This window comes from Citrobacter sedlakii (assembly GCF_018128425.1).
Classification (GTDB): domain Bacteria; phylum Pseudomonadota; class Gammaproteobacteria; order Enterobacterales; family Enterobacteriaceae; genus Citrobacter_A; species Citrobacter_A sedlakii.
Map to the genome: position 1 here is coordinate 3,192,529 of NZ_CP071070.1, position 26,975 is coordinate 3,219,503.

Sequence of the window (26,975 nt, forward strand, 5' to 3'; positions counted from 1 at the left end):
ATTATTGTAAAAAAAGCCGATAACTCAGATTTAATTCGTCTGTTTCTTGATTTTAATCAGCGAGTGTCGCAGGGTTATTCGGCACATTTTTACACCACTTAATTGGTATTTTCTTATTTTCATATCTGGGTGTCCATGCGACAGGGGAAACAATGTTAACAGTGATTGAACTCCTTATTGGAGTAGTGGTTATCGTGGGCGTCGCCCGCTACATAATTAAGGGGTATTCCGCGACCGGCGTACTCTTTGTCGGCGGTCTGGTGCTGTTGATTATCAGCGCGTTGATGGGACATAAGGTTCTGCCTGCCAGTGAATCGACAACGGGTTACACGGCGACCGATATTGTCGAGTACATCAAGATCCTGCTAATGAGCCGCGGCGGCGATCTCGGCATGATGATCATGATGCTCTGCGGTTTCGCCGCCTATATGACCCATATCGGCGCAAATGATATGGTGGTGAAGCTGGCATCCAGGCCGCTGCAGTACATTAACTCGCCTTACCTGCTGATGATTGCCGCCTATTTCGTGGCCTGTCTGATGTCGCTGGCGGTGTCTTCTGCTACCGGCCTCGGCGTACTGTTGATGGCGACGCTGTTCCCGGTCATGGTTAACGTCGGGATCAGCCGCGGCGCCGCAGCGGCAATTTGTGCGTCCCCTGCCGCGATTATCCTTTCGCCTACCTCCGGCGACGTGGTTCTGGCTGCGAAAGCCGCCGAAATGCCGCTCATCGACTTTGCCTTTAAAACGACGTTGCCGATCTCCATAGCCGCCATTATCGGTATGGCGGTAGCGCACTTTTTCTGGCAGCGTTATCTGGATAAAAAAGAAAACATCGCCCATGAAATACTGGACGTGAATGAGATCACCACCACAGCCCCGGCATTGTATGCCATCCTGCCGTTTACACCGATTATTGGGGTACTGATTTTTGACGGTAAGTGGGGACCGCAGTTGCACATCATCACCATTCTCGTGCTGTGTATGCTGATTGCGGCAGTGCTGGAGTTTGTTCGTGGCTTTAATACTCAGAAAGTCTTCTCCGGGCTGGAAGTCGCGTATCGCGGCATGGCGGATGCTTTCGCCAACGTGGTGATGCTGCTGGTGGCCGCAGGCGTTTTCGCGCAGGGTCTGAGCACGATTGGCTTTATCCAGAGCCTGATCTCCATCGCCACGTCGTTTGGTTCGGCGAGCATCATTCTGATGCTGGTGCTGGTCATTCTGACCATGCTGGCAGCGATGACCACCGGCTCCGGTAACGCGCCGTTTTATGCGTTTGTCGAAATGATTCCCAAGCTAGCGCATTCGTCCGGCATCAACCCGGCGTACCTGTCGATTCCGATGCTGCAAGCCTCCAACCTGGGACGGACGATTTCTCCGGTTTCCGGCGTGGTGGTCGCGGTAGCCGGAATGGCGAAAATTTCGCCGTTTGAAGTGGTAAAACGCACTTCCGTACCGGTCATGGTGGGGCTGTTAATCGTGATTATCGCCACCGAAGTGATGGTGCCAGGCACGTCTTCCGCCGTCACTGGCGGCTGATATTATCCGGGGGAGATCAGCGCCGGATAAGACGCGGGGAAATCCCCAGGAGCATAATAACGATGTGACTGGGGTTTTTGAGCGTAGCGAACAGTGAGGCAGCGTGAAGGTTGACGTGTATCACCCGTGGTAAATGCGCTGCGGCCGTCCTACCTTTCCATGCACTATTTCCGCTGTAATCAGATGCCGACTGGCGCAATACTCAAGGTACCGTCTGGCAGTGGTTCGGCTGATGGTCAGCGCCTGAGCGACGGTTTCGGCGGTGTGCTGTACCTGTGGGTCGGCGAACAGCTTCTTCACCGCGTTTAGGGTCAGCGCATCAATTCCGGTTGGCAGATCGTCTTTCGGCTCCCCACGGGCATAAGCATTAAACATCTCATCAATCTGTCGCTGGCTGGCGCTGTCATTACCTTCCAGCATCCGTTTGCGCTGCTGGTAGCGCGTCAGAGTCTGTCCCAGTCGCTCATAAGCGATGGGCTTGATCAAATAGTCAAACGCCCCGCTGCGCACCGCTTCCGATACCGTTTCCATATCGCTGGCGGCCGTGGTAAACACTACGCCGCCAGGATAGTGCGACTCGGTCAGCTCGTGCAGCAGGGTGATCCCTTTCCCGTCCGGCAGGTAATTATCCAACAGAATGAGTCCCGGTCTGAAGCGTTCGATCATCATTCTTGCCTGCGCCAGGTTGCCCGCTAACCAGATCTGGTTAAAACCGGGAATATGGCGGATGTATTCTGCATGCATTTCCGCAAGCAGCATTTCATCCTCAACGATTAATAGGGTTAATGGTTCCGTCATTGTTCTTTTTCACTTTCGGAATAAAGAGAGAAAATAGAGTGCCGCAGGGGGAATTGTCTTCCAGCGTTATTATCCCGCCACAGCGTCTCACATAGCTGGCAATCAGATACAGGCCAATGCCGTGCTCACCCGGCTCATCGGTACGGGTGCTGACACCCTGTTCAAATATTTTGTCGCGAAGCCCCTCTGGCACGCCGCAGCCCTGGTCGGCGACTTCTATCACCACCTCGTCTCCTTCGTCGCTCAGATACAGTTCCACCACGTTATTGCCTTCCGCTGTGCGTAAACTGGCTTCGAAGGCATTATCCAGCAGATTGCCGACAATCGCCGCAAATTCAGTGCTGTCCAGCCCTTGCGGCAGTTGATGCAGTTGGCTGCCAGGGACAATCGTCATTTTAAGCCCCAGTTCACGCGCGCGCTGTACCTTACCAAACAGCAATCCCGCTACCTGGCGGTCGGCAAAGGCGTCGCGCAGACTGTCGATAAGCTGCTGCTGCGCCTGGGACTCGCCCTGCACCATCTCCCTGACCCGATCGTACTCCTTCATCTGTAAAAGGCCATTGAGCGTCGACATCCAGTTAAGATGTTCGTGGCGTAACGTTCTGAGACTCTCTACGTATTGCTTGATCTGGGTTAACTGGGCGTTCAGGGTAGCGATTTCGTCTTTACTGCGAAAGCTGATAATCGCCCCCAGCAGTTCCTCGCCGGAACGGATCGCTTCGCGATTAGCAATCACGCTCAGGCCGTTGAAATTCATCATGACGTCAACGCGTTTTTCAGCAATGCGATCGGTAAAGAAATCGGACGGCGACACCACGTCCTCGATACGCCTGCCTAACCACTGTCGTCCTGGCGAGCGCAGACCAAGCATTTTTCTCGCGCTACGGTTAATCGCCGTGATAAAACCGTCCGGATCCACCGCAATCAGCCCTTCATACACCGAGCTAAACAGCGCCTCCTGCTGGCGCACCACCCGGGCGATCTGCCGGGGTTCCATGCCCATCATCTGACGACGAATATGGGTGGCGAACAGCCACGAAAGTAGCATCAGAACCACCAGCAACAGCACAAACACGCCCGCCATCGGCAGAATAAAGTCCAGCCGCCAGCTGTCTATTTTACTGACCAGATAACCGATGGAGACGACGCCGATAACATTGCCTTCATTATCAAAGATCGGCGTTTTGGCGCGCATGGCATTGCCGATTGAGCCGGTACCAGAGATGAAATAGCTTTCCCCTTTCTCCAGCGCGCCTGGCTTGATGAACTGCATCGGGTAGCCGATTTTTTCCGGGTTCGGGTGATAAAGGCGAACAGAGTTGCGATCGCCAATCACCACGTAGTCAAAGTCCGTGTCGATTTGCAGCTTATCGGCAATGGTTGCCAGTCGCTTGTAATCACGGGTTTTCACCGCCGCAATGATGCTGTCGTTCGCGGCGATGATCTTCGCCTGGTTCATCGCCATATCACGAACGTGGCGGGTCAAATAGTCTTCAAAACTGGCGGAAAAATATTGCGCCAGCGCGGCGATAATGAACACCGAGAAAACCAGAATAAGCAGAAAAATACGCAACGGAAATGCCAGTTGTCGAAAAAAAGAAAACGGCTTTTTATTTTTTTGAACCAACATTGCTGTTCCTTTACCGGCATTATAAACAGAGCACGCACGCTAAATGTAATAAAAATGTTTTACTCCCACGCAAGCGGAATAAGAGTGATCGTTACAGATTCATCACCTTAAATCAATTAAACAACTTAAAACCACATCTCAAATTGTGATTAGAATAATTAAAAAACTTAAAACCATTAAACCCATAAAAACCATCTAAGTGTTTGTGAAATAAATCAAAATTTACCCCCTAAATACTCCTTACGATGTATGTGTTCAGGAGAAAAAGAAATATCTCGTCGCAAAATTTTCTTTTCCTCCAAATGAAAACAAAACGTTATTAAATTGCTTTTTCGTACAACATTCGCCTCAAAACGGCAACAATATAGCTTCTCAGGATGCCTTTACTATGTTTAGTAATAATGTGTTTACACGGGTCAAACGCTCAGAAAATATAAAAATGGCGGCGATCACACAATTCCTGAAAGAGAATGATTTAAGCATCGATACCACCGTGGAGGTGTTTATTACGGTGACCCGTGATGACCGCCTTATCGCCTGCGGCGGCATTGCCGGAAATATCATTAAGTGCGTGGCCATCAGCGAATCGGTACGCGGCGAAGGATTAGCGCTCACGCTGGCGACAGAGTTGATCAATCTCGCTTACGAAAGACATTGCACGCATCTGTTCATTTACACCAAAACGGAATACGAAGCCCTGTTCCGACAGTGCGGTTTTTCGACCCTCGCCAATGTTCCCGGCATCATGGTGCTGATGGAAAACAGCGCAACCCGCCTGAAACGCTACGCAGAATCGTTAACCCGTCTGCGTCACGACGGTAAAAAAATCGGCTGCATCGTAATGAACGCCAACCCATTCACCAACGGACACCGCTATCTGATCCAGCAAGCGGCGGCGCAGTGCGACTGGCTGCATCTGTTTCTGGTGAAAGAAGACACCTCGCGCTTTCCTTATGAAGACCGGTTCGATCTGGTGATCAAAGGCTCGGCGGATATCCCGCGTCTCACTGTGCATCGCGGTTCCGAATACATTATTTCCCGCGCCACATTCCCGTGTTACTTCATTAAAGAACAGAGCGTCATTAATCACTGCTATACGGAAATTGACCTGAAAATTTTCCGTCAGCATCTGGCGCCCGCCCTGGGAATCACCCATCGTTTCGTCGGAACGGAACCGTTCTGTACCGTCACCGCCCAGTATAACCACGACATGCGTTTCTGGCTGGAGACGCCCACCCTTCCCGCCCCACCGATTGAACTGGTGGAAATAGAGCGCCTGTGTTACCAGGAGACGCCCATCTCGGCCTCGCTGGTCCGCAAGCTGCTGGTTAAAAAAGATCTCACGGCTATCGCGCCGCTGGTGCCGCCTGCCACGTTGCACTATCTGCAACAAATGGCTGAACGTCCCGCAAACGGTGCGACAGTCCGCCAAAAGACCCCCGCATTAGTAACAGGTGAAAAATGAAAATAAACCAGGCTGCCGTCGCAGGCACACTTGAGTCGGGTGATGTGATGATCCGCATCGCCCCTCTCGATACGCAGGAGATTGACCTGCAAATCAATAGCAGCGTTGAGAAACAGTTTGGCGAGGCCATTCGCGCCACCATTCTGGCGGTTCTTGCGCAATATGACGTACGCGGCGTGCAAGTGAATGTCGATGATAAAGGCGCGCTGGACTGTATTTTACGCGCACGACTGGAAGCGTTACTGGCTCGCGCCAGCGGCATCCCGGCCCTGCCATGGGAGGATCGCCAATGATTTCCGCGTCTTTACAACAACGTAAAACCCGCACGCGCCGCAGCATGCTGTTTGTTCCGGGCGCCAACGCCGCCATGGTCAGCAACGCCTTTATTTACCCCGCCGATGCGCTGATGTTCGACCTGGAAGATTCCGTTGCGCTGCGTGAGAAAGACACGGCTCGTCGCATGGTTTACCACGCGCTGCAGCATCCTCTGTATCGCGATGTAGAGACCATCGTGCGTGTCAACGCGCTGGACTCCGAGTTTGGCGTCAACGATCTGGAGGCTGTCGTTCGCGGCGGCGCTGACGTGGTTCGTTTGCCGAAAACCGACACGGCGCAGGACGTTATTGAAATTGAAAACGAAATCCTGCGCATTGAAAAAGCCTGCGGCCGCGAACCAGGCAGCACCGGCCTGCTGGCGGCCATTGAGTCACCGCTGGGCATTACCCGCGCGGTAGAGATCGCCCACGCCTCTGAACGCCTAATCGGTATCGCCCTGGGCGCGGAAGACTATGTGCGCAACCTGCGCACCGAGCGCTCGCCGGAAGGCACCGAACTGCTGTTCGCCCGCTGCGCTATTTTGCAGGCCGCACGTTCCGCCGGTATCCAGGCGTTCGACACCGTGTATTCCGATGCCAACAACGAAGCGGGTTTTCTGCATGAAGCCGCGCACATCAAACAGTTGGGCTTTGACGGCAAATCGCTGATCAACCCACGCCAGATTGAACTGCTGCATAACCTGTACGCCCCGACGCAAAAAGAGGTCAACCATGCGCGTCTGGTCGTGGAAGCCGCTGAAGCCGCCGCCCGCGAGGGACTCGGGGTGGTCTCTCTGAACGGCAAGATGGTCGACAGCCCGGTGATCGAGCGCGCGCGTCTGGTGCTCTCCCGCGCAGAACTTTCCGGCATCCGCGAAGAATAAGGCAAAAATAATGACCCAGAAAAACGAACAGTCTCAACGACAGGAACGGGTAACGGCCTGGAGCCGCCGCGCTGAAAGCAACCTGTCCAGCTATAAAAACGCGTCTAAACAGAACCTGCAGGCGCAGAAACCGCGCAACCAAAAGCTGTGCGCAAACCTGGAAGAAGCCATCCGCCGTTCCGGTTTACAGGACGGGATGACCATCTCCTTCCACCATGCGTTTCGCGGCGGCGATCTGACCATTAACCTGGTGATGGACACTATCGCCAGCATGGGCTTTAAAAACCTGACCCTGGCCTCCAGCTCCCTGAGCGACTGCCACGCGCCGCTGGTTGACCATATTCGTAAAGGCGTGGTCAGCCGCATCTATACTTCCGGCCTGCGCGGGCCGCTGGCGGAAGAGATCTCGCGTGGCCTGCTGGCCGAGCCTGTGCAGATCCACTCCCACGGCGGGCGCGTCAATCTGGTGCAAAGCGGCGAGCTGAATATTGACGTCGCTTTTCTCGGCGTGCCGTCCTGCGACCCGTTTGGTAATGCCAACGGCTATACCGGGAAAGCCTGCTGTGGTTCGCTCGGCTATGCCCGGGTCGACGCCGAAAGCGCCAATCAGGTGGTGCTGTTGACGGAACAACTGCTGCCGTATCCGCATAATCCGGCCAGCATCGCCCAGGATCAGGTCGATCTTATCGTTCAGATCGATCAGGTCGGCGATGCCGATAAAATCGGCGCAGACGCCACCCGAATGACCACCAACCCCCGCGAGCTGCTGATTGCCCGCAGCGCGGCGGACGTGATTGTTAACTCCGGCTACTTCAAAGAAGGTTTCTCGCTGCAAACCGGCACCGGCGGCGCGTCGCTGGCGGTCACCCGCTTCCTTGAAGACAAAATGCGCAGCCGCAACATTTGTGCGGACTTTGCGTTGGGCGGCATCACCGCCACCATCGTCGACCTGCATGAAAAGGGGCTGATTCGCAAACTGTTGGATGTCCAGAGCTTCGATCGCAACGCCGCTCAGTCGCTGGCTCGCAACCCGAACCACATCGAAATCAGCGCGAACCAGTACGCAAACTGGGGTTCCAAAGGCGCCTCCGTTGACCGCCTGGACGTGGTGGTGCTGAGCGCGCTGGAAGTGGACACCCAGTTTAACGTCAACGTGCTGACCGGCTCCGACGGCGTGATTCGCGGCGCGTCCGGCGGTCACTGCGACACCGCGGTCGCTGCTGCGCTGTCCATCATCGTCGCGCCGCTGGTACGCGGTCGCATTCCCACGCTGGTCGATAACGTGCTGACCTGCGTCACCCCAGGCTCCAGCGTCGACATTCTGGTGACCGACCACGGCATTGCCGTTAACCCGGCACGACCGGAACTGGCGGAACGCCTGAAAGAAGCCGGTATGAAAGTAGTGCCGATTGCGTGGCTGCGCGAGCGCGCGCAACAGCTCACTGGCGAACCGCGTCCCATCGCGTTCACTGACCGCGTGATCGCCGTGGTGCGTTATCGCGACGGTTCCGTGATTGACGTTGTTCATCAGGTGAAGGAATAAGCCATGCACCTGCTTCCTGAACAGGCCACCCGCCACGCGGTTTCGATTCCCGAGCTGCTCGCCAGCCGGGATGAGAGACAGGCAAGGCAACACGCCTGGCTTAAGCGCCATCCCATTCCACTGGTCTCCTTTACCGTGGTGGCGCCCGGCCCGATCAAAGACAGCGCGCTCACCCGTCGCCTCTTTAATCACGGTGTGACTGCCCTGTACGCGCTGGCGGAGACAACGGGCTGGTTAATCAGGGAGCAGGCTGCACTGGCCTCTGCAAGCGGGCCGGAAGGCATGATCTCCATAGAAGCGCCGGCCCGTGACATCAAGCTCGCGACGATTGAGCTTGAACATAACCATCCTCTGGGACGCCTGTGGGACATCGACGTCCTGACGCCCGGAGGCGAAATTCTCTCCCGTCGCCATTTTGCGCTGCCTGCCCGCCGCTGCCTGCTGTGCGGGCAAAGCGCTGCAGCGTGCGCGCGCGGGAAAACCCATACGCTCTCCGATCTTCTTAACCACATGGAGGCGCTATTACATGCTGCCGATTCCCGATACGCACGGTGAAACCACCGCCCTGCCGCGCACGCTGTTTGATGCTTACGCGCATCTCGCCTGGCGCGCCATGCTGACGGAAGTGAATCTGTCGCCGAAGCCAGGACTGGTCGATCGCCTGAACTGCGGCGCGCATAAAGATATGGCGCTCGCCGATTTTCATCGTAGCGCGCTGGCCATTCAGGGCTGGCTGCCGCGTTTTATCGAATACGGCGCCTGCTGCGCACAGCTACCGGCAGACTCGGTGTTAAGCGGGCTGCGTCCATTAGGTATGGCCTGCGAAGCGGATATGTTCCGCGCCACCGCTGGGGTCAACACCCACAAGGGCAGCATTTTTTCGCTGGGTTTGCTGTGCGCCGCCATTGGCCGCTTACATCAGCTGCAGCGCCCCATTACGCCTGAAACGATCTGCGCCGCCTCCGCCAGCTTTTGCCGCGGCCTGACGACACGCGAACTGCGCAATAACAATCACCAAAAAACCGCAGGTCAGCGTCTTTATTTCCAGTTGGGCTTAACCGGCGCGCGCGGCGAAGCCGAGGCGGGATACCCCTTAGTGATCCGCCACGCACTGCCGCATTACCGCACCCTGCTCGCCACGGGACGCGACCCGGAACTGGCGCTGCTCGACACGCTGCTTGTGCTGATCGCGCGCAATGGCGATACCAACGTCGCCTCGCGCGGCGGGGCGGCAGGTTTGCGTTGGATCCAGCAGCAGGCCACAGCCTTACTGCAAAGCGGCGGCATTCGTAGCGCCGACGATCTCGACCGTCTTCACCAGTTCGATCAGGCGTGTATTGAACGCAATCTCAGCCCCGGCGGTAGCGCCGATCTGCTGATCGTGACGTGGTTTTTAGCTCAACTTTCTCAGGTTAACCATTTAAACACTTATTAAAATTTCCTTTTCGGAGAAGCACTTATGTCTTTATCTAAAGATAATATATGGAAATTATTGGCGCCTCTTATCGTCATGGGCGTCATGTTTCTTATCCCTGTTCCGGACGGTATGCCCCCTCAGGCATGGCACTACTTCGCCGTCTTCGTGGCGATGATTGTCGGGATGATCCTGGAGCCTATTCCGGCTACCGCGATCAGCTTTATTGCCGTCACCATCTGCGTCATTGGCAGCCATTACCTGCTGTTTGATGCCACAGAACTGGCCGATCCTTCCTTTAACGCCGGTAAACAGGCGCTGAAATGGGGGCTGGCGGGCTTCTCCAGTACCACCGTCTGGCTGGTGTTCGGCGCGTTTATCTTCGCGCTGGGCTACGAAGTGACCGGCCTCGGTCGCCGGATCGCGCTGTTCCTGGTGAAGTTCATGGGTAAACGCACCCTGACCCTGGGCTATGCGATTGTCATCATCGACATCCTGCTGGCGCCGTTTACGCCGTCCAATACCGCCCGTACCGGCGGCACCGTGTTCCCGGTGATCAAAAACCTGCCGCCGCTGTTTAAATCGTTCCCGAACGATCCGTCAGCGCGTCGTATTGGCGGCTATTTGATGTGGATGATGGTGATCAGTACCAGCCTGAGCTCCTCTATGTTTGTCACCGGCGCGGCGCCAAACGTGCTGGGTCTGGAGTTCGTCAGCAAAATCGCGGGCGTGCAGATCAGCTGGTTGCAGTGGTTCCTCGGCTTCCTGCCAGTCGGCATCATTTTACTGATCGTTGCGCCATGGCTCTCTTACGTTCTGTACAAGCCGGAAGTGACGCACAGTGCGGAAGTAGCAACCTGGGCGGGCGATGAACTGAAAACCATGGGGCGTCTGACCCGCAAAGAGTGGACGCTGATCGGCCTGGTTCTGCTGAGCTTAGGCTTGTGGGTGTTTGGCGGGAAAGTGATTAACGCCACCGCAGTAGGTTTGCTGGCGGTATCGCTGATGCTGGCTCTGCACGTAGTGCCGTGGAAAGATATCACCAAATATAATAGCGCGTGGAACACCCTGGTTAACCTCGCCACCCTGGTGGTGATGGCAAACGGCCTGACCCGTTCTGGCTTCATCGACTGGTTTGCAAACACCATGAGCGCGCATCTGGAAGGCTTCTCGCCTAATGCGACGATCATTGTACTGGTACTGGTGTTCTACTTTGCTCACTACCTGTTTGCCAGTCTGTCGGCGCATACCGCCACCATGCTGCCCGTGATCCTGGCGATTGGTAAAGGCATTCCGGGCGTTCCTATGGAGCAGTTGTGTCTTCTGCTGGTGCTGTCCATCGGTATCATGGGCTGCCTGACCCCATATGCAACGGGCCCTGGCGTCATCATCTACGGCTGTGGCTACGTGAAATCTAAAGATTACTGGCGTCTTGGCGCAATCTTCGGGGTGATTTACATCGCGATGCTGCTGCTGGTTGGCTGGCCGATACTGGCTATGTGGAACTGATTTTTCCACGCGAGAAAACGGAATAACCCCACCGCCCGCCCGGTAATCATACCCGGCGGGCTTTTTTATGGTTAAATAGAGACTATTCAGTTTTTATATAAGTCCCACGCTCACCATGAAACCAATCTGGCAAAAATCTGTTCTTCTGGCTGCAACCCTGCTTCCTTTTTCATCGGCGTTCGCCGAACCGCTTCAGGCAAAACAGTATGGCGATTTTGATCGCTACGTGCTGGCGCTCTCCTGGCAAACCGGATTTTGCCAGAGCCAGCATGAGCGCAACCGCCGCGAACCTGACGAGTGCCGCCTGCAAAAAGAGACCGCCAATAAGGCTGATTTCCTGACGGTTCACGGTTTATGGCCAGGGTTGCCGAAGTCCGTGGCCTCGCGCGGGGTGGATGAACGGCGCTGGATGCGGTTTGGCTGCGCCACGCGTCCAATCCCTAATCTGCCGGAAGCGCGCGCCAGCCGCAAATGCGCGGCGCCGGAAACCGGCCTGTCGCTGGAAAGCGCCGCCAAACTGAGCGAAGTGATGCCGGGCGCCGGTGGACGCTCCTGCCTTGAGCGCTACGAGTACGCCAAACACGGCGCCTGCTTCGGCTTTGATCCGGATGCTTACTTCGGCACAATGGTGCGTCTGAATAAAGAGATCAAAAGCAGCGAGCTGGGAACCTTCCTCGCCGACCATTATGGTCAACGTGTCAGCCGTAGCGAGTTCGACGCGGCGTTTGCCAGACGCTGGGGTAAAGAAAATAGCAAAGCAGTGAAGCTAAGCTGTCAGGGTAATCCTGCGTATTTAACCGAAATCCAGTTTTCACTGAAAGCCAGTGCCATCAACGCGCCGCTGACGGCAGACTCTTTCGCCCCGCAACCGCATCCGGGAAACTGCGGCAAAGACTTTATTCTCGACAAGGTGGGGTATTAGCCGAGAATTCCGTGAAGCCGTAAGCAACCAGGTAATTGCCTGAATGTGAGCTAAATCACTTCAAAGTGCACGGAAGTCTCAGTATCATCAGGAAAGTTAAACCCTCGCCGCCTGACGGTGAGGGTTTTCTTTTGGGAATCTATACCTGCGGCAAAACGCAGTACTGACGACATGGAGTAAAAATGTCCAGACCAACTATCATCATTAACGACCTTGACGCAGAACGCATCGATCGCCTGCTGGAGCAGCCCGCGTATGCTGATTTACCTATTGCTGACGCGTTAAATGCCGAGCTGGATCGTGCCCAGATGTGTTCGCCAGAAACTATGCCGCCTGACGTCGTCACCATGAACAGTCGGGTGAAATTCCGCGATCTGAGCAATGGCGAAATTCGCGTGCGCACGCTGGTTTATCCTGCGGCAATGACCGACAGTAATACTCAGCTTTCGGTGATGGCGCCGGTGGGCGCGGCGCTGCTTGGCCTGCGCGTCGGCGACAGCATTCACTGGGAACTGCCGGGCGGCGCCTCCACGCACCTTGAAGTGCTCGAACTGGAATACCAGCCAGAAGCCGCAGGCGACTATTTGCGTTAATCCCTCATCTGCATAAGCGATTTTCCGCTTTACCCAGAGGATGCCCTGCATCCTCTTTCCGAAAATCATCCCTTCTTCCTGGTTCATCCTTTCACCGCCCGTTCCATACTTAGAGCCGGTTTCAGTCGGCGTCTTTATCGCCGCCAGTTTGCGCACTGCCCGGTTCCAAAGGGCAAATGAAATAGCCTGACAGGACAGGCTATTAATCGGTTTCACCGGCAGGTACAGTCATGAACGAGACTTTTGCGATACTGCTGGGGTTTTTCGTGATGGCGGCAATCGTCATCGCAGCAGTCCTGTATCTGGAAAAGCGCTGGTAAGGGTCAGATAACGCCGCCTGGCATCGCATTCACCAGCCCTTTCACCGTTTTCTGCGCCGACTCTGCGCTTTGCGCGCCCGGCACCAGGATGACTTTTCGGCACTCTTCCTGACGTTTTTCGAAGATCTCATACCCGCGAGCTGCGTCTTCAAACGGCATATAGTGAGTGACGATTTCTTCCGGCTTGAGCAGTCCTTTTTCCACTAAGGGCAGCAGCTCGCCCAGCCAGGCATGGACGTGAGTTTGCCCCATTTGAAAGCTCAGCCCTTTATCAAACGCATCGCCAAACAAGAAGCCGTGGATGAATCCGGCGTAAACGCCCGGCACGCTGACAATCCCGCCACGCCTTACCGCAGCAATACACTGGCGCAATGCTTTTCCGCTGCTGCCCTCGAGCTTCAGGTTGGTCAGCAGCGTTTCCGTGGTGCTGCCTTTGGCTTCAAAACCCACGGCGTCAATCACCGCATCCACGCCGCGATGCCCCGCGGTTTGCTCAATAATCAGCTCCGCCGCATCGTTATGATCGTCAAAATTAATCGGGATCGCGCCGTAACGCGCTTCGGCGAAACGCAGTCGGTAGGGATGGTGATCGACGATAAAAATTTGCTCGGCGCCCAGCAGCCGCGCGCAGGCGATAGTCAGTAGCCCGACGGGGCCAGCGCCAAAGACCGCCACGCTCGAGCCTTTCTGGATTTGCGCATTCTTCGCCGCCTGCCAGGCGGTAGGCAGGATATCCGACAGAAACAGCGCTTTGTCGTCAGATAGCAAAGGCGGAACCTTAAACGGCCCGACGTTGCCTTTCGGTACGCGAACATACTCCGCCTGTCCGCCCGGCACGCCGCCGTAAAGGTGGCTGTAGCCAAACAGCGCGGCCGGCGGCGGGATCTGTTTTTTATTCAGCGCCGCGCCCTTGCCGGCGTTGGTGTTTTCACAGGCGGCATATTGCTGCAAACGGCAAAAAAAACAGTCGCCGCAGGCGATCACAAAAGGGATCACGACCCGTTCGCCCTTCTTCAGGGTCTTTACGTCGCGACCGGTCTCAACCACTTCTCCCATGAACTCATGGCCAAAAATATCGCCATGCTTAACCTGAGGTATCTTCCCGCGATACAGGTGGAGATCGGAACCGCAGATGGCGGTCGCGGTAATTCGCAGGATGATATCGTCAGGTTGCTCAATAATGGGATCGGGAACATTTTCAACCTGAACATGATGCGGACCGTGGTACGTCAGTGCTTTCATATAACCTCCGGTACAGGGTTTTAAAATCGGCGCATCTCTAAAGGGTAGCCATCAGCGGGAAAAAGCCGTCACGCAGCGCGCCTTTGGGATTATTCCTGGCTGCACGCGCGGGGCATTTTCGCTAAAGAAACAGGACGAAGTGAAAAAGTGCCAGACAAAGAGCAGAAAGAAATATTATTATATGCTTGAATGATTTGAGTATTCATTAACAGGGAGAAACGGGTATGTATAAGACGATCATTATGCCGGTTGATGTTTTTGAAATGGAGCTAAGCGACAAGGCGATCCGCCACGCTGAGTTTCTGGCGCAGCAGGATGGCGTGATTCATTTGTTACATGTATTGCCAGGCTCTGCCAGCCTGAGCCTGCATCGTTTTGCCGCCGACGTTCGTCGCTTCGAAGAGCATCTGCAGCACGAAGCCGAGACCCGACTGCAGACCATGGTCGGGCACTTCAGCATTGATCCGTCACGTATTAAGCAGCACGTCCGCTTCGGCAGCGTCCGCGACGTGGTCAATGAGCTGGGTGAAGAACTGGATGCGGATGTGGTGGTGATTGGTTCACGTAACCCGTCGATCACCACGCACCTGCTGGGATCTAACGCTTCCAGCGTCGTGCGCCATGCAACGCTGCCGGTGCTGGTCGTACGTTAAACTCACCGCTTCATAAACGATAAAGCCCTGCCTTTCGGCAGGGCTTTCTTATTGCAGGTATCGTCTTACTTTCTTTTTATGCCGTTTTCGTGCGGATCAGGTAGTCAAAGGAACTCAGTGACGCTTTTGCCCCTTCGCCGGTCGCGATGATGATCTGCTTGTACGGCACCGTGGTGCAGTCGCCGGCAGCGAACACGCCTTTCACGTTTGTTTCGCATTTCGCATCGATGATGATTTCACCCATACGGTTACGCTCGATGGCGCCTTCCAGCCAGTTGGTGTTCGGCAGCAGACCAATCTGTACGAAAATCCCCGCCAGCTCAACGCTGTGAACATCACCGCTGACGCGGTCGCGATATTCCAGACCAACCACTTTCGAACCGTCGCCTTTTACTTCCGTGGTCTGCGCGTTCAGAATAATGTCGACATTTTTCAGGCTGCGGACTTTATCCTGCAACACCTGGTCTGCCTTCATTTCAGGCGCAAACTCAAGCAACGTAACATGTTCAACGATGCCCGCGAGGTCAATCGCCGCTTCAACGCCGGAGTTACCGCCGCCAATCACCGCGACGCGCTTGCCTTTAAACAGCGGGCCGTCACAGTGCGGGCAGTAAGTGACGCCTTTAGTGCGATACTGATCTTCACCCGGCACATTCATGTTGCGCCATTTCGCACCCGTCGCAATGATGATACTGCGCGCTTTCAGCACCGCGCCGGACGCCGTTTCAATCTGGTGTAACCCGCCTTCAACGGCTGCCGGAACCAGTTTGCTGGCGCTCTGGCTGTCGATCACATCAACATCGTAATCGCTGACGTGCGCCTTCAGCGCGCCCGCCAGTTTCTGGCCTTCGGTTTTCGGTACGGAGATGTAGTTTTCAATGTCTACCGTGTCGAGCACCTGACCACCGAAACGTTCGCCCATCAGGCCGGTACGAATACCTTTACGCGCGGAATAAACCGCTGCTGCCGCGCCCGCCGGGCCGGAGCCGACAATCAACACATCATAAGCGTCGCGCTTGTTCAGTTCTTCGGCTGCGCGTTTTTCTGCGCCGGTATCCACTTTAGCGACGATTTCCGCCAGCGTCATACGCCCCTGACCGAACTCTTTACCATTAACAAAGACCGCCGGTACGCCCATCACGTTGCGATCGGTGATCTCGTTCTGGAAGGTGCCGCCGTCAATCGCCGTGTGCTTAATACGCGGGTTCAGCACCGCCATCAGGTTCAGCGCCTGCACCACGTCCGGGCAGTTATGGCAGGAAAGCGAATAATAGGTTTCGAATTCAAACTCGCCGTCGATATCGCGGATCTGCTCCAGCAGAGACTGCGTTTCCTTCGACGGATGACCGCCGGTCCACAGCAGCGCCAGCACCAGAGAGGTAAACTCGTGGCCCAGCGGAGAACCTGCGAAACGTGGTCCCTGGTCAGAACCTGGGTTGGTAATCAGGAAAGACGGCTTACGCACCGGCAGACTGTTCTCTTCTTTGAACGTCACCTTCGGCGACAGTTCGGCGATTTCAGCCAGTAGTTCCCTGATTTCTGCCGATTTAGCGCTGTCATCCAGCGTGGCAATCAGCTCAACAGGTTTAGTGAGTTTCTCAAGGTAAGCCTTGAGCTGGGTTTTCATATTTGTGTCGAGCATCATTCTTCCCTCTCTGAAAACATCATCATGCAAGCTGCCTTAAACGGGCCGCCTGAATGCAACTTGCGTCATGGTGCTGGAATGAAATGGGCGCAGGCGCGCCCATGACTGAAACAATTTCCAAAGTATTTCGCGTCACAGCAAGGCGGCTAGCCTGAGAATCCCCGGGTGCTTACTGAAGTCAGTGACCGGGGTGAGCAGGCGACGCCAACGCAGCTATGGCGGGAAAGACGACGGAAATTTAGATTTTACCCACCAGGTCCAGGGATGGAGCCAGCGTCGCTTCGCCTTCTTTCCATTTCGCCGGGCACACTTCGCCTGGGTGAGCAGCAACGTACTGGGCAGCTTTGATTTTGCGCAGCAGGTCAGATGCGTCACGGCCGATACCTTCAGCGGTAACTTCGATCGCCTGGATGATACCCTGCGGGTCAACAACAAACGTCGCGCGGTCTGCCAGACCTTCGTCTTCACGCATGTTGTCGAAGTTACGGGTCAGGGCGCCAGTCGGGTCACCGATCATCGCATATTTGATTTTCGCGATGGTTTCAGAGCTGCTGTGCCATGCTTTGTGGGTGAAGTGGGTGTCAGTAGACACAGAGTAAACGTCTACGCCCAGCTTCTGCAGTTCTTCATAATGGTCTGCAACGTCACCCAGTTCAGTCGGGCATACGAAGGTAAAGTCAGCCGGGTAGAAGAAGAACACGCTCCAGCGGCCTTCGGTATCTTTTTCGGTAACTTCGATGAATTCACCGTTTTTGAACGCCTGGTTTTTAAAAGGTTTAATTTTAGTGTTAATCAAGGACATCTGTACTTCCTCCGTGTTTTCGTTGAGTTGTAAGGTAACGAAAAATGACTGACAGGGCTAATGCGTTTCCTTTATCAAATCAATAAGCGTTAGCTAACAACCTTCTCTCACCAACGTGGTGAACCTGAACAATCCAACGTAAAAAGGGCCGCCTTCGCAGGCGGCCCCGTTACCTGAACTACCCGTAGGTAACTTCAGCGCCAGTGAAACTGGCTAAGTGTTGCGCTCTACATTACCTTAACAAAGGCTGTAACAGCGAAAAGGATTACAACACCCTACCGGGAAAAGGGCAATCGTTCCCTCCGAGATGTTGCCTATGGCTGTGATAGGTTTGCCCATCATGCTCGTAACGCATTGGATTTATAAGGAATAAAAATGTTTAAACGCACGCTTCTGCTCACCCTGCTGCCCTTTCTCGCTCATGGCGAAGAGCTTCCGGCGCCGGTTAAAGCCATCGAAAAACAAGGCATTACTATCATCAAGTCTTTCGACGCGCCGGGTGGGATGAAAGGGTATCTGGGAAAATACCAGGACATGGGGGTGACTATCTACCTGACGCCGGACGGAAAACAGGCGATTTCGGGTTATATGTACAATGAAAAAGGCGACAATCTGAGCAATCAACTGATCGAGAAAGAGATTTATGCCCCGGCTGGCCGGGAAATCTGGCAGCGGATGGAAAAAGCCACGTGGCTGCTGGATGGCAAAAAAGATGCGCCGGTGGTGCTGTACGTCTTTGCCGATCCCTTCTGCCCGTACTGTAAACAGTTCTGGCAGCAGGCCCGCCCGTGGGTGGAATCCGGAAAAGTGCAGCTACGTACTTTGCTTGTCGGGGTCATTAAGCCGGAAAGCCCGGCGACCGCCGCCGCCATTCTGGCGGCAAAAGATCCGGCTAAAGTCTGGCATGACTATGAAGCCTCGGGTGGCAAAATGCCACTTAACGTGCCGGCCTCCGTCCCGCCTGAACAAATGAAGATCCTGAATATGCATCAAAAAATTATGGACGATCTGGGCGCAAACGTGACGCCTGCTATCTATTATATGAATAAGGACAATGTGCTGCAGCAGGTCGTCGGTTTACCTGATAACGCGCAACTGGAAACCATGATGAAAAGTCATTAACATTTTGTGGGGTGATTAAAATTAAATTGACCATAATCGCCCTCAATACTTCTTAATTTCTTCTCCAAAAAAAAATGGAATGTGTTACTTTAGCCATACTAAATGTCACTTTAAGTTTGCATTGAAAAATTTTATTCAGTGACAACACCTAAAACATTCATGCAACAGATAATTTCATCTTAGAAATGGAAACAGGAAAAAAACATGGCTAACCTTTACGATCTCAAAAAATTCGATCTTAACCTGTTGGTTATTTTTGAATGTATTTATCAGCATCTCAGCATCAGTAAGGCGGCTGAAACGCTTTACATCACGCCTTCAGCGGTGAGCCAGTCGCTACAGCGGTTGCGGACGCAGTTAAACGATCCGTTATTTATCCGTGCTGGTAAAGGCATTACCCCCACAACAATGGGGATTAACTTGCATCACCACCTGGAAAATAATCTAAACAGTCTTGAGCAGACGATAAATATCATGCATGAGACAGAAATCAGGAAAAGATTTATAATCTATGGCCCCCAACTCCTTATTTCTGAAAGTATTATGGATTTAATAAAGAAAGTTCGTCAGAATACGAACATAGAAATTGAACACCATGATATTCTCACCAGCAAAGAGTCGGCTGAAGATTTATTAGCCTATCGTAAAGCTGACCTGGTCATTTCTTTATATCCAGTGAACAATCGTTCAGTTATTTGCAAACCTTTTAATCCTGTAGATTGCATTCTGGTATGCAGCAAAGATCATCCTCGCATTAATGAAAAGTCCTCCCTGGAAGACATTTTAGAAGAACAATTCACGCTGTTTCTCCATGATGATCCAGGTGTGAAAGAATATCAACTACATCCCGAGAATATTATTAAGGGGAGAAAAATTGGTTTTCGTAGCCAGTCACTAATTGCTATTGCAAACGTTATTTCTTCAACTGACATTATTGGTTTTATACCCAGAGTCATATTCGATTTCTATCAACCATTATTACAATTCAAACGAATCAATTATCCCTTTGCGATCCCACCTGTTCAGCTTTATTACTTATATAACCGTTCCTCAATGAATAATAAGATGTTTTCGGAGATGATTTCACGGATGAATAATGACGCTTAAGATTTTGAGTGCTAAGTATTTGTTATATAAATACTTAGCACTAATACATTCATAATAAATATGAATTTTGCACAATCCCTCAAACGGCCTATCGTATATAATACTTATTGTATTATGTTATTGATATTACCGTTCAGGGATAGGCTTTATATGTCTGTTTATAAGATTCCTTTAGATCAAAACGTTCTTGAAGCCGCAGAAGAACGAATATCATGGACCCTTGAGAATCTTCCACGCGTCTGTGTCTCATTTTCAGGCGGGAAAGACTCCGGGCTCATGCTGCATTTAACTGCACAGCTTGCACGCAAGTTAAACAAAAAAATTAGCATACTGTTTATTGACTGGGAGGCGCAGTTTTCCTGCACCATCGACTATATTGACGCACTGCGCCAGACATATTCCGACGTCATTGAGGATTTCTATTGGGTGGCGCTGCCCCTGACGACGCAAAATTCACTCTCACAATTCCAGCCAGAATGGCAATGCTGGGAACCCAATACCCGCTGGGTGCGCCAGCCGCCGCCGGATGCGATTACCGACCCGGGCTATTTTTCCTTCTATCAGTCCGGGATGACGTTTGAACAATTCGTACGCGAATTCGCCGACTGGTTTTCTAATAAACGCCCGGCCGCCATGATGGTCGGTATTCGTGCAGACGAGTCCTATAACCGTTTTGTCGCCATCGCCAGCCTGAGTAAGCAACGTTTTGCCGATGATAAACCCTGGACCACCGCCGCGCCGGGCGGACACACCTGGTATATCTACCCGATATATGACTGGAAAACCGCGGATATCTGGACCTGGTTCGCACAAACAAAACTGCCCTGCAATCCGCTTTATAACCTGATGTATCAGGCTGGCGTTCCGGCTCGCTATATGCGCATTTGCGAACCGTTTGGCCCTGAACAACGCCAGGGACTGTGGCTGTATCATGTTATTGAACCTGAAAGATGGGCGCTTATGTGCGAACGCGTCAGCGGCGTCAGAAGCGGCGGAATATACGCCGGACAAAACAATCATTTTTACGGGCATCGGAAGATCCTCAAGCCCGACCATTTAAGCTGGCAGCAGTACGCCATGCTGCTCTTGCAAAGCATGCCGGAGAAAACGGCAGAGCATTACCGAAACAAAATCGCCGTCTATTTGCAGTGGTATAAGAAAAAAGGCGACGGGGAGATCCCGGAAACCCAGGCGGGTGATATTGGCGCGAAAGACATTCCGTCCTGGCGGCGCATCTGTAAGGTTTTACTGAATAATGATTACTGGTGTCGGGCGCTCTCTTTCAGTCCGACGAAGCCAAAGAGTTACCAACGTTACAGCGATCGCATGAAAGCAAAACGTAAAGAGTGGGGAATTTTATGCAACAACGACTAACACAGGAACTCACGCACTTTCTTTCTGCGTTGTCCGAAGAAGAGCGCATTAAAGCCATCAACGAATTCAGAATGGCCATTCATCGCGTCAGCCCGTTTCGCGACCAACCGGTAGACTGCGTTTTATGGATCAAAAACGAGCATATCGCGCCCAATGATTACAACCCTAATACCGTCGCGCCACCGGAAAAGAAACTGCTGCTGAAATCCATTGAAGAGGATGGTTTCACCCAACCCATTGTGGTATCTCAGGCCAGTGAAGAAGAGTATGAAATTGTCGATGGCTTTCACCGTCACGAGCTGGGCAAAGGCCGGGCGGCGCTAAAAACACGGCTGAAAGGGTATTTACCCATTACCTGCCTGGAAGGCGAACGCCACGATCGGATGGCGGCCACCATTCGCCATAACCGGGCAAGGGGGCGCCATCAGATCCACGCGATGTCAGAAATTGTCCGCGAACTGGCGTTACTGGGCTGGGACGACGCTAAAATAGGCAAAGAGCTGGGCATGGACGACGATGAAGTGCTGCGCCTGAAACAGATCAACGGTCTGCAGGAGCTGTTCGCCAATCGTCGATTCTCGAAGGCCTGGACGGTGAAATAAGCAGAACGACTGATGCTCAGCATCCTACAAGGCGCAGGAAGTCACAGCCCCAGCCACAGAAGTCAGGATGAGCATCAGCAGCAGCGCGCGCCGCCCTTCCCGCCGTATCGCGCATCCTGACGCTCGCGGAAAAACTCTTCATAGGTCATCGGCGTCTGCTCAGGATGCGTCACCCGCATATGCTCAACATAGTTGTCATAATCCGGTACGCCAATCATCAGCTTCGCCGCCTGCCCCAGATATTTACCGGCTTTCGAAAGCGTATCAAACATCATTCCCCCTTAACAGAAACACCCTCCCCCGGTGCGGGAGAGGGTGATGCATAACTTAGTGCGCGCCTTTCGCCTGCGCGACGATCTCATCCACGTTTTCCGGCATCGGCTCGTACGGCGTTTCTTTCGCCGTCGGCGTGTCCACCTTCAGCGCCGCCAGCGCGGTCTTGATGGAGAACAGCGCCAGCACCACAACCACCACCATAAAGAAGATCGTCAACCCAGCATCCAGACGGTTATTAAATACCAACTGCGCCAGCTGCGATTCGGTGTACTGCGCCGGAATATTACCGCTGTCGATCATCGCCTGGAACTTATTGGCGATCGCCAGGAAGCCCACTTTCACATCCGGACTGAAGGCTTTCTGCCAGCCGGCGGTCAGAGTACAAATCAGCAGCCACGCGGTGGGCACCAGCGCCACCCATGCATAACGCTGGCGCTTCATCTTGAACAACACCACCGCACAAAGCATCAGCGCCATGCCCGCCAGCATCTGGTTGGCGATACCAAATAGCGGCCACAGGGTGTTAATGCCGCCGAGCGGGTCGACAACCCCCTGATGCAGGAAGTAACCCCAGGCCAGTACGCACAGCGCCGTCGCCAGCAGGTTAGCGGGCAGCGAATCGGTACGCTTCAGCCCCGGCGAGATCACGCCCAGCAGATCCTGCAACATAAAGCGTGCAGCGCGCGTCCCGGCGTCCACCGCAGTGAGAATAAACAGCGCTTCAAACAGAATCGCGAAGTGATACCAGAAGGCGACATCCATCATCCCGCCCAGCGCACCGTGGAGAATGTACGCCATCCCCACCGCCAGCGTCGGGGCGCCGCCCGCACGGGAAATGATCGACTGCTCGCCGACCTCGTTCGCGATCTGGTTCAGCGTATCCGGCGTAATCACAAAGCCCCAACTACTGACCACCTGCGCGGCAGACGCTACCACGTCCGTGGTTCCGGCTGGAGCCAGAACCGCCATCGGGCTGTTCATTGCGAAGTAGACGCCCGGATCGATGATGCAGGCGGAAACCAGCGCCATGATGGCCACAAAGGATTCCATCAGCATCCCACCATAGCCGATAAAGCAGGCCTGTCCTTCATTCGCCAACATCTTCGGCGTGGTGCCCGAGGAGATCAGCGCATGGAACCCGGACACCGCGCCGCAGGCAATGGTAATAAACAGGAACGGGAACAGATTACCGGTCCAGACTGGCCCCGTACCGTCAACAAATTTGGTCAGCGCAGGCATGGTCAGGGTTGGGCGCATGATCAAAATCCCTACCGCCAGGCCAACAATGGTGCCGATCTTCAGGAAGGTGGAGAGATAATCACGCGGCGCCAGCAGCAGCCACACCGGCAGCACCGCCGCCACGAAGCCGTACCCCACCAGCATCCAGGTCAACTGTACGCCGGTAAAGTCAAAGTATGGCGCCCAGGTTGGGCTTTCCGCGACCCAGCCGCCGGAGATAATGGCAAACACCAGGAATACCAGCCCAATCACCGACACTTCGCCAATGCGTCCCGGACGGAGATAGCGCAGATAAATCCCCATGAAGATAGCCAGCGGAATGGTGAACGCCACGGTATACGTCCCCCACGGGCTGTGAGTCAGCGCTTTCACCACAATCATCGCCAGCACCGCGAGGATGATCACCATGATCATAAAACAGGCCACCAGCGCAATGACCCCGGCGGTCGGCCCCATCTCCTCTTTCACCAGTTCGCCGAGCGAACGCCCGTCGCGCCGGGTCGAGACAAACAGCACCATAAAGTCCTGCACCGCCCCGGCGAGTACCACCCCGGCCAGCAGCCAGATCATTCCCGGTAGATAACCCATCTGCGCCGCCAGCACCGGCCCCACCAGCGGCCCTGCCCCGGCAATCGCCGCAAAATGGTGACCGAACAGCACTTTTTTGTCGGTCGGCACATAGTCCAGCCCGTCGTTATGACGCACGGCGGGCGTCATGCGCGTCGGGTCAACCGCCAGCACATTTTTGGCAATGTACAGGCCGTAAAAACGGTAGGCAATGAGATAGACGCAGACCGACGCCACCACGATCCATAGCGCGTTGATCTGTTCCCCACGATTTAATGCAATGTAGCCCAGAGCGAACGCCCCCATAACCGAGAGCACTGTCCAGACGAGGTATTTCCCTGATTTATTCATGGTTGTTATCCGTTTGCATGTTCCAGAGAAGTGAGATGTTACATTTTGTTTCTATAACATCTTTTTCAGTTTTAACAACCTGACAACCTAATAAACCTGAACCATCACCTGATATTTACATTGCATTGTTAAGCGGATCACTATCCGCAGGAAAACCGCACAAAAAGTGAAACTTTTTTTACAGCTCACAATTTTTGTTTCCTCACCGTTGTAGCCGCCAATGAAATGATTTGAATCATCTTTTTAATTGCTTACATCGTCAGAATAAGTGGGCTAAACGCATATCTACAAGGAGAAGGAAATGAGTAGTACAGAGGTAAAGGAGCAAAGAACAGGACCCGGCGCGTATTTCGCCCTGGCGTTTGCCGCCGTCTTTTTTTCCGGGTTATTGGGTGGAAAAGAGTGGTATGGGGTCTTTGACTTCACCACGCTCAACGGCGCGTTCGGACGCGTCGTGAGCGGCGTGAGTCAGCAAGGCGACGCGATCACCACCACCACCAGCGCCTTTCGCGGCGTGGGGGGGAACGGCGCGATGGATGGCTTTTTATTCGCATTGGGCCTCATTCCGGCGGTGATGTTCGCCCTCGGCATGATCAACGTTCTGGAGCATTATGGCGCGTTGCGCGCCGCGCGCCGCCTGTTAACGCCCTTGCTGCGCCCGCTGCTGGGGATCCCTGGCAACACCGGACTGGCGATGATCGGCAGCCTGCAAAGCACTGACGTAGGAGCTTCACTGACCCGCAATTTGTCCGATGAAGGACAGATTACGGAAAAAGAGAAAGATATCTTCGCGATGTTCCAGTTTTCCGCCGGCGCAATGATCACCAACTTCTTCTCCTCCGGCGCGATCCTGTTCACGCTGATGGCGATGGACGGTACGCCCGCGGTCCCAACGTCTATCGGCGTTTGCATCATGGTGATGTTCGTAATGAAAATTTTCGGCGCTAACCTGATGCGCCTGATCCTGACGTTCAGCGGGAAAAAAGCCCCTGCCGTCACCGCGGAAAAAGGAGAAGCCTGATGAGCGCCCAAAATGCTAAACCGGTTATTACCGATGTCTTCGTTGAAGGCGCGCGTAAAGGCTGGAACATCGCCACCAGCAGCACATTGCCCAATGTCGTGATGGCCTTCATTATCATCAAGGCGCTGGAGATCACCGGCGCGCTGAAAGGCATGGGCATGGTCTTCGCTCCGCTGATGGGGCTGTTTGGTTTACCCGGCGAAGCCGCCGCCGTACTGATCGGCGGCTGGATGTCGATGGGCGGCGGCATTGGCGTCGCTATCGGTTTGTTCGATAAGGGGATCATCAGCGGCGAACATCTGGCGATCCTCGCTCCGGCTATCTATCTGATGGGCTCGCAGGTGCAATATCTGGGCCGTATCCTCGGGGTGATTGGCACCCAGGCCAAACGCATTCCGCTGATGATCGTCATTTCGATCGTCAACGCTTTTATCGCGATGCTGCTGATGCGCATCATTCTCTGAATTAAGGACGATGTATGGATCTTGAAACGTATTTTGCCGAACTGGAAACCCTGGTCAACGTGGACTGCGGCACCGCCACCCTTGAAGGTGTCGCGCAGGTTGCCGGCATCATCCGCCAGCTCTGGCTGCAGGAGGGCTGGCACGTCGAGTCCGTCGATCTGGGCGACAAGGTCGGTCCCGGCCTGTTTGTCACCAATAAACCGGGCGCCGAAAAATTCGACGTGCTGATGGTCGGGCATATGGACACCGTTTTCCCGGCTGGCACCGTGGCCGAACGCCCGATGAGCCGCGATGAAAACCGACTGTATGGTCCTGGCGTCTCTGACATGAAAAGCGGCCTGCTGAACATCCTCTGGGCAATGCGCACGCTGGCGCCGGAACATCGCGAACGCCTGAGCATCGCGGTCGCCATGAATCCCGATGAAGAAACCGGCAGCGTCTATTCTCACGAATGGATTGGCGAACTGGCGAAAAAATCACGCTGCGTGCTGGTCTGCGAAGCAGCGCGCGCCGACGGCTCGCTGGTGAAGGCGCGTAAGGGAATGGCAGGTTATCACCTGACCTTCACCGGCGTTGCCGCCCATGCAGGTAACGAACCGGAAAAAGGACGCTCGGCGATTACCGCTCTGGCGAACAGTATTGTCGCGATCAATGCCCTCGCCGACAGCCGCGCCGGAACGACGCTTAACGTAGGGGTCATTCGCGGCGGCAGCGCTGCTAACGTGGTGCCGGACAGCGCCTTTGCCGAACTCGACGTACGCTTCTGGCAAAACGACGAAGATGCCCGCGTCCATCAGGCGTTGCAGGAGATGTGCGAGCGCGGCTTCCTTGACGGGGTCACCACCACGCTCGTTCAGGTCAATCACAAACCGGCGATGGCGGCAAGTGAAGCGACGGGCGAGCTGATGGCCCTCGTGGAGCAGGCGGGTAAAGAAGAAGGTATTGCGATTACCTGGCAGGCCGTCGGTGGAGGCAGCGACGCCAACCATACCGCCGCGTTAGGCATTCCGACGCTGGACGGTCTTGGTCCGGTCGGGGCGGGTTTCCACAGCCCGGCAGAATGGCTGGATATCGCCTCGATCGCGCCGCGGATCCGCTTATTACGCCGCATCGTGTCGCAGTTGTAAGCGTCAACCCCTCTCTGCACAGGGAGGGGTATTTATCTTAACCTAGCACCGCGGTTCCCAGCCGACAAGTGCAGCAACGCCGCCCTTGCTCATCAAACACCACAATCTCCCAGCTTTGACTTTGGCGCCCCAGGTGCAGCGGCTGACAGACGCCGCGTACTTTTCCCTGAGAGACCGGACGATGATGGGTGGCACTCAGCTCGGTCCCCACTACGCACTGACCGTCCCGGGTCATCAGATAGCCCGCCATCGAGCCCAGCGTCTCCGCCAGCGCCGCTGACGCGCCGCCGTGCAGCAGGCCAAACGGCTGATGAGTGCGGGCATCGACCGGCATTTCCGCTTCCAGCACCTCATCGCCCAGGCGGGTGTAGAAGATCCCCAGATGCGCCACCATCGTGTTCTGGCTGGTGGCATTCAGTTCATCCAGCGTTAAGTGACGTTTCCAGATCATCG

Annotated in this window: 27 protein-coding genes; 19 read left to right on the plus strand and 8 right to left on the minus strand. The window is 54.5% G+C overall.

Annotated features, from left to right (window positions below; all coding sequences use genetic code 11):
• The first annotated feature begins 152 nt into the window (after window positions 1-152).
• On the plus strand, window positions 153-1,538 hold the full coding sequence (gene dcuC / locus JY391_RS15245) for an anaerobic C4-dicarboxylate transporter DcuC (RefSeq protein WP_211934552.1): 1,386 nt from the start codon (window positions 153-155) through the stop codon (window positions 1,536-1,538).
• A 120-nt stretch (window positions 1,539-1,658) separates the two neighbouring features.
• Here the strand turns inward: dcuC and dpiA are convergent, their stop codons facing one another.
• Window positions 1,659-2,336: a two-component response regulator DpiA gene (dpiA, locus tag JY391_RS15250; RefSeq protein WP_042285538.1), complete on the minus strand. Its 678-nt coding sequence runs from the start codon at window positions 2,334-2,336 to the stop codon at window positions 1,659-1,661.
• A complete protein-coding gene (gene dpiB, locus JY391_RS15255; protein ID WP_211934553.1) occupies window positions 2,305-3,966 on the minus strand; it encodes a sensor histidine kinase DpiB in 1,662 nt (553 codons plus the stop codon). The genes dpiA and dpiB overlap by 32 nt, the downstream gene beginning before the upstream one ends.
• Before the next feature lie 388 nt (window positions 3,967-4,354).
• On the opposite strand from dpiB, the gene citC reads away from it, so the two are divergent.
• The 10 genes from citC to yldA all read left to right on the plus strand — a co-directional run bounded on the left by citC (window position 4,355) and on the right by yldA (window position 12,930).
• The gene (gene citC, locus JY391_RS15260) at window positions 4,355-5,431 is read left to right on the plus strand and encodes a [citrate (pro-3S)-lyase] ligase (RefSeq protein ID WP_181821801.1); all 1,077 of its coding nucleotides are present in this window, start codon (window positions 4,355-4,357) and stop codon (window positions 5,429-5,431) included.
• Window positions 5,428-5,724, plus strand: a complete 297-nt coding sequence (citD, locus tag JY391_RS15265) for a citrate lyase acyl carrier protein (RefSeq protein WP_042285548.1) — start codon at window positions 5,428-5,430, stop codon at window positions 5,722-5,724. The genes citC and citD overlap by 4 nt, the downstream gene beginning before the upstream one ends.
• Window positions 5,721-6,629 (plus strand): citrate (pro-3S)-lyase subunit beta, encoded by a 909-nt coding sequence (gene citE, locus JY391_RS15270; protein WP_211934554.1) that lies wholly within the window; start codon window positions 5,721-5,723, stop codon window positions 6,627-6,629. Before citD ends, citE begins: the two co-directional genes overlap by 4 nt.
• Window positions 6,630-6,639: 10 nt before the next feature.
• Window positions 6,640-8,172 (plus strand): citrate lyase subunit alpha, encoded by a 1,533-nt coding sequence (citF, locus tag JY391_RS15275; RefSeq protein ID WP_042285554.1) that lies wholly within the window; start codon window positions 6,640-6,642, stop codon window positions 8,170-8,172.
• A 3-nt stretch (window positions 8,173-8,175) separates the two neighbouring features.
• Window positions 8,176-8,727 carry a citrate lyase holo-[acyl-carrier protein] synthase gene (citX, locus tag JY391_RS15280; protein ID WP_211934555.1) on the plus strand — a complete coding sequence of 184 codons (552 nt, stop codon included), beginning with the start codon at window positions 8,176-8,178 and terminating at the stop codon, window positions 8,725-8,727.
• Window positions 8,699-9,607, plus strand: coding sequence for a triphosphoribosyl-dephospho-CoA synthase CitG (citG, locus tag JY391_RS15285; RefSeq protein ID WP_211934556.1), 909 nt, complete (start codon window positions 8,699-8,701; stop codon window positions 9,605-9,607). Before citX ends, citG begins: the two co-directional genes overlap by 29 nt.
• Window positions 9,608-9,631: 24 nt before the next feature.
• Window positions 9,632-11,095, plus strand: a complete 1,464-nt coding sequence (citT, locus tag JY391_RS15290) for an anion permease (protein WP_205611749.1) — start codon at window positions 9,632-9,634, stop codon at window positions 11,093-11,095.
• Between the two features lie 115 nt (window positions 11,096-11,210).
• Window positions 11,211-12,017 carry a ribonuclease I gene (rna, locus tag JY391_RS15295; protein ID WP_211934557.1) on the plus strand — a complete coding sequence of 269 codons (807 nt, stop codon included), beginning with the start codon at window positions 11,211-11,213 and terminating at the stop codon, window positions 12,015-12,017.
• A 182-nt stretch (window positions 12,018-12,199) separates the two neighbouring features.
• Entirely contained in the window at window positions 12,200-12,610 is a 411-nt protein-coding gene (gene rnk, locus JY391_RS15300; protein WP_060568920.1) for a nucleoside diphosphate kinase regulator, read from the plus strand.
• A 230-nt stretch (window positions 12,611-12,840) separates the two neighbouring features.
• Window positions 12,841-12,930, plus strand: coding sequence for a small membrane protein YldA (gene yldA / locus JY391_RS23910; protein ID WP_275477531.1), 90 nt, complete (start codon window positions 12,841-12,843; stop codon window positions 12,928-12,930).
• A gap of 3 nt (window positions 12,931-12,933) precedes the next feature.
• Here yldA and JY391_RS15305 read toward each other — a convergent pair whose 3' ends face one another.
• The gene (locus JY391_RS15305; RefSeq protein ID WP_211934558.1) at window positions 12,934-14,172 is read right to left on the minus strand and encodes a zinc-dependent alcohol dehydrogenase; all 1,239 of its coding nucleotides are present in this window, start codon (window positions 14,170-14,172) and stop codon (window positions 12,934-12,936) included.
• A 224-nt stretch (window positions 14,173-14,396) separates the two neighbouring features.
• Here JY391_RS15305 and uspG point away from each other — a divergent pair, with 224 nt between their 5' ends.
• Window positions 14,397-14,825 carry a universal stress protein UspG gene (gene uspG, locus JY391_RS15310; RefSeq protein ID WP_042285573.1) on the plus strand — a complete coding sequence of 143 codons (429 nt, stop codon included), beginning with the start codon at window positions 14,397-14,399 and terminating at the stop codon, window positions 14,823-14,825.
• 76 nt (window positions 14,826-14,901) lie between these two features.
• Here uspG and ahpF read toward each other — a convergent pair whose 3' ends face one another.
• Together ahpF and ahpC are read right to left on the minus strand one after the other, a co-directional pair.
• Entirely contained in the window at window positions 14,902-16,467 is a 1,566-nt protein-coding gene (gene ahpF / locus JY391_RS15315) for an alkyl hydroperoxide reductase subunit F (protein WP_042286200.1), read from the minus strand.
• A 241-nt stretch (window positions 16,468-16,708) separates the two neighbouring features.
• Window positions 16,709-17,272 carry an alkyl hydroperoxide reductase subunit C gene (gene ahpC, locus JY391_RS15320; RefSeq protein ID WP_000052802.1) on the minus strand — a complete coding sequence of 188 codons (564 nt, stop codon included), beginning with the start codon at window positions 17,270-17,272 and terminating at the stop codon, window positions 16,709-16,711.
• A gap of 375 nt (window positions 17,273-17,647) precedes the next feature.
• Here ahpC and dsbG point away from each other — a divergent pair, with 375 nt between their 5' ends.
• From dsbG to JY391_RS15340, 4 genes are all read left to right on the plus strand, one after another.
• Window positions 17,648-18,394, plus strand: coding sequence for a thiol:disulfide interchange protein DsbG (gene dsbG / locus JY391_RS15325; RefSeq protein ID WP_200033671.1), 747 nt, complete (start codon window positions 17,648-17,650; stop codon window positions 18,392-18,394).
• 204 nt (window positions 18,395-18,598) lie between these two features.
• On the plus strand, window positions 18,599-19,501 hold the full coding sequence (gene citR, locus JY391_RS15330) for a DNA-binding transcriptional repressor CitR (RefSeq protein WP_200033663.1): 903 nt from the start codon (window positions 18,599-18,601) through the stop codon (window positions 19,499-19,501).
• A gap of 150 nt (window positions 19,502-19,651) precedes the next feature.
• The gene (locus tag JY391_RS15335; protein ID WP_211934559.1) at window positions 19,652-20,875 is read left to right on the plus strand and encodes a phosphoadenosine phosphosulfate reductase; all 1,224 of its coding nucleotides are present in this window, start codon (window positions 19,652-19,654) and stop codon (window positions 20,873-20,875) included.
• On the plus strand, window positions 20,860-21,477 hold the full coding sequence (locus JY391_RS15340; RefSeq protein WP_042285588.1) for an IbrB-like domain-containing protein: 618 nt from the start codon (window positions 20,860-20,862) through the stop codon (window positions 21,475-21,477). Before JY391_RS15335 ends, JY391_RS15340 begins: the two co-directional genes overlap by 16 nt.
• A 74-nt stretch (window positions 21,478-21,551) precedes the next feature.
• On the opposite strand, the gene JY391_RS15345 is transcribed toward JY391_RS15340, so the two are convergent.
• Window positions 21,552-21,749 (minus strand): YbdD/YjiX family protein, encoded by a 198-nt coding sequence (locus tag JY391_RS15345; protein ID WP_042285592.1) that lies wholly within the window; start codon window positions 21,747-21,749, stop codon window positions 21,552-21,554.
• A 55-nt stretch (window positions 21,750-21,804) separates the two neighbouring features.
• Window positions 21,805-23,910: a pyruvate/proton symporter CstA gene (gene cstA, locus JY391_RS15350; protein ID WP_211934560.1), complete on the minus strand. Its 2,106-nt coding sequence runs from the start codon at window positions 23,908-23,910 to the stop codon at window positions 21,805-21,807.
• A 301-nt stretch (window positions 23,911-24,211) separates the two neighbouring features.
• Here cstA and JY391_RS15355 point away from each other — a divergent pair, with 301 nt between their 5' ends.
• Genes JY391_RS15355 through JY391_RS15365 form a run of 3 tightly spaced genes read left to right on the plus strand, consistent with a single transcriptional unit; the run spans window position 24,212 to window position 26,522 of the window.
• Window positions 24,212-24,931 (plus strand): nucleoside recognition domain-containing protein, encoded by a 720-nt coding sequence (locus JY391_RS15355; protein ID WP_042285602.1) that lies wholly within the window; start codon window positions 24,212-24,214, stop codon window positions 24,929-24,931.
• Window positions 24,931-25,395: a YjiG family protein gene (locus JY391_RS15360; protein ID WP_042285605.1), complete on the plus strand. Its 465-nt coding sequence runs from the start codon at window positions 24,931-24,933 to the stop codon at window positions 25,393-25,395. Before JY391_RS15355 ends, JY391_RS15360 begins: the two co-directional genes overlap by 1 nt.
• Window positions 25,396-25,409: 14 nt before the next feature.
• The gene (locus JY391_RS15365; RefSeq protein WP_042285608.1) at window positions 25,410-26,522 is read left to right on the plus strand and encodes a M20 family metallopeptidase; all 1,113 of its coding nucleotides are present in this window, start codon (window positions 25,410-25,412) and stop codon (window positions 26,520-26,522) included.
• A gap of 37 nt (window positions 26,523-26,559) precedes the next feature.
• Here JY391_RS15365 and entH read toward each other — a convergent pair whose 3' ends face one another.
• A complete protein-coding gene (gene entH, locus JY391_RS15370) occupies window positions 26,560-26,973 on the minus strand; it encodes a proofreading thioesterase EntH (protein ID WP_211934561.1) in 414 nt (137 codons plus the stop codon).
• Between the last annotated feature and the right edge of the window lie 2 nt (window positions 26,974-26,975).

Bases quoted from the DNA above. Each gene is read 5' to 3' on its own strand.
- dcuC (WP_211934552.1), top strand. From the start codon at position 153: ATGTTAACAGTGATTGAACTCCTTATTGGAGTAGTGGTTATCGTGGGC.
- dpiA (WP_042285538.1), bottom strand. From the start codon at position 2,336: ATGACGGAACCATTAACCCTATTAATCGTTGAGGATGAAATGCTGCTT.
- dpiB (WP_211934553.1), bottom strand. From the start codon at position 3,966: ATGTTGGTTCAAAAAAATAAAAAGCCGTTTTCTTTTTTTCGACAACTG.
- citC (WP_181821801.1), top strand. From the start codon at position 4,355: ATGTTTAGTAATAATGTGTTTACACGGGTCAAACGCTCAGAAAATATA.
- citD (WP_042285548.1), top strand. From the start codon at position 5,428: ATGAAAATAAACCAGGCTGCCGTCGCAGGCACACTTGAGTCGGGTGAT.
- citE (WP_211934554.1), top strand. From the start codon at position 5,721: ATGATTTCCGCGTCTTTACAACAACGTAAAACCCGCACGCGCCGCAGC.
- citF (WP_042285554.1), top strand. From the start codon at position 6,640: ATGACCCAGAAAAACGAACAGTCTCAACGACAGGAACGGGTAACGGCC.
- citX (WP_211934555.1), top strand. From the start codon at position 8,176: ATGCACCTGCTTCCTGAACAGGCCACCCGCCACGCGGTTTCGATTCCC.
- citG (WP_211934556.1), top strand. From the start codon at position 8,699: ATGCTGCCGATTCCCGATACGCACGGTGAAACCACCGCCCTGCCGCGC.
- citT (WP_205611749.1), top strand. From the start codon at position 9,632: ATGTCTTTATCTAAAGATAATATATGGAAATTATTGGCGCCTCTTATC.
- rna (WP_211934557.1), top strand. From the start codon at position 11,211: ATGAAACCAATCTGGCAAAAATCTGTTCTTCTGGCTGCAACCCTGCTT.
- rnk (WP_060568920.1), top strand. From the start codon at position 12,200: ATGTCCAGACCAACTATCATCATTAACGACCTTGACGCAGAACGCATC.
- yldA (WP_275477531.1), top strand. From the start codon at position 12,841: ATGAACGAGACTTTTGCGATACTGCTGGGGTTTTTCGTGATGGCGGCA.
- JY391_RS15305 (WP_211934558.1), bottom strand. From the start codon at position 14,172: ATGAAAGCACTGACGTACCACGGTCCGCATCATGTTCAGGTTGAAAAT.
- uspG (WP_042285573.1), top strand. From the start codon at position 14,397: ATGTATAAGACGATCATTATGCCGGTTGATGTTTTTGAAATGGAGCTA.
- ahpF (WP_042286200.1), bottom strand. From the start codon at position 16,467: ATGCTCGACACAAATATGAAAACCCAGCTCAAGGCTTACCTTGAGAAA.
- ahpC (WP_000052802.1), bottom strand. From the start codon at position 17,272: ATGTCCTTGATTAACACTAAAATTAAACCTTTTAAAAACCAGGCGTTC.
- dsbG (WP_200033671.1), top strand. From the start codon at position 17,648: ATGTTTAAACGCACGCTTCTGCTCACCCTGCTGCCCTTTCTCGCTCAT.
- citR (WP_200033663.1), top strand. From the start codon at position 18,599: ATGGCTAACCTTTACGATCTCAAAAAATTCGATCTTAACCTGTTGGTT.
- JY391_RS15335 (WP_211934559.1), top strand. From the start codon at position 19,652: ATGTCTGTTTATAAGATTCCTTTAGATCAAAACGTTCTTGAAGCCGCA.
- JY391_RS15340 (WP_042285588.1), top strand. From the start codon at position 20,860: ATGCAACAACGACTAACACAGGAACTCACGCACTTTCTTTCTGCGTTG.
- JY391_RS15345 (WP_042285592.1), bottom strand. From the start codon at position 21,749: ATGTTTGATACGCTTTCGAAAGCCGGTAAATATCTGGGGCAGGCGGCG.
- cstA (WP_211934560.1), bottom strand. From the start codon at position 23,910: ATGAATAAATCAGGGAAATACCTCGTCTGGACAGTGCTCTCGGTTATG.
- JY391_RS15355 (WP_042285602.1), top strand. From the start codon at position 24,212: ATGAGTAGTACAGAGGTAAAGGAGCAAAGAACAGGACCCGGCGCGTAT.
- JY391_RS15360 (WP_042285605.1), top strand. From the start codon at position 24,931: ATGAGCGCCCAAAATGCTAAACCGGTTATTACCGATGTCTTCGTTGAA.
- JY391_RS15365 (WP_042285608.1), top strand. From the start codon at position 25,410: ATGGATCTTGAAACGTATTTTGCCGAACTGGAAACCCTGGTCAACGTG.
- entH (WP_211934561.1), bottom strand. From the start codon at position 26,973: ATGATCTGGAAACGTCACTTAACGCTGGATGAACTGAATGCCACCAGC.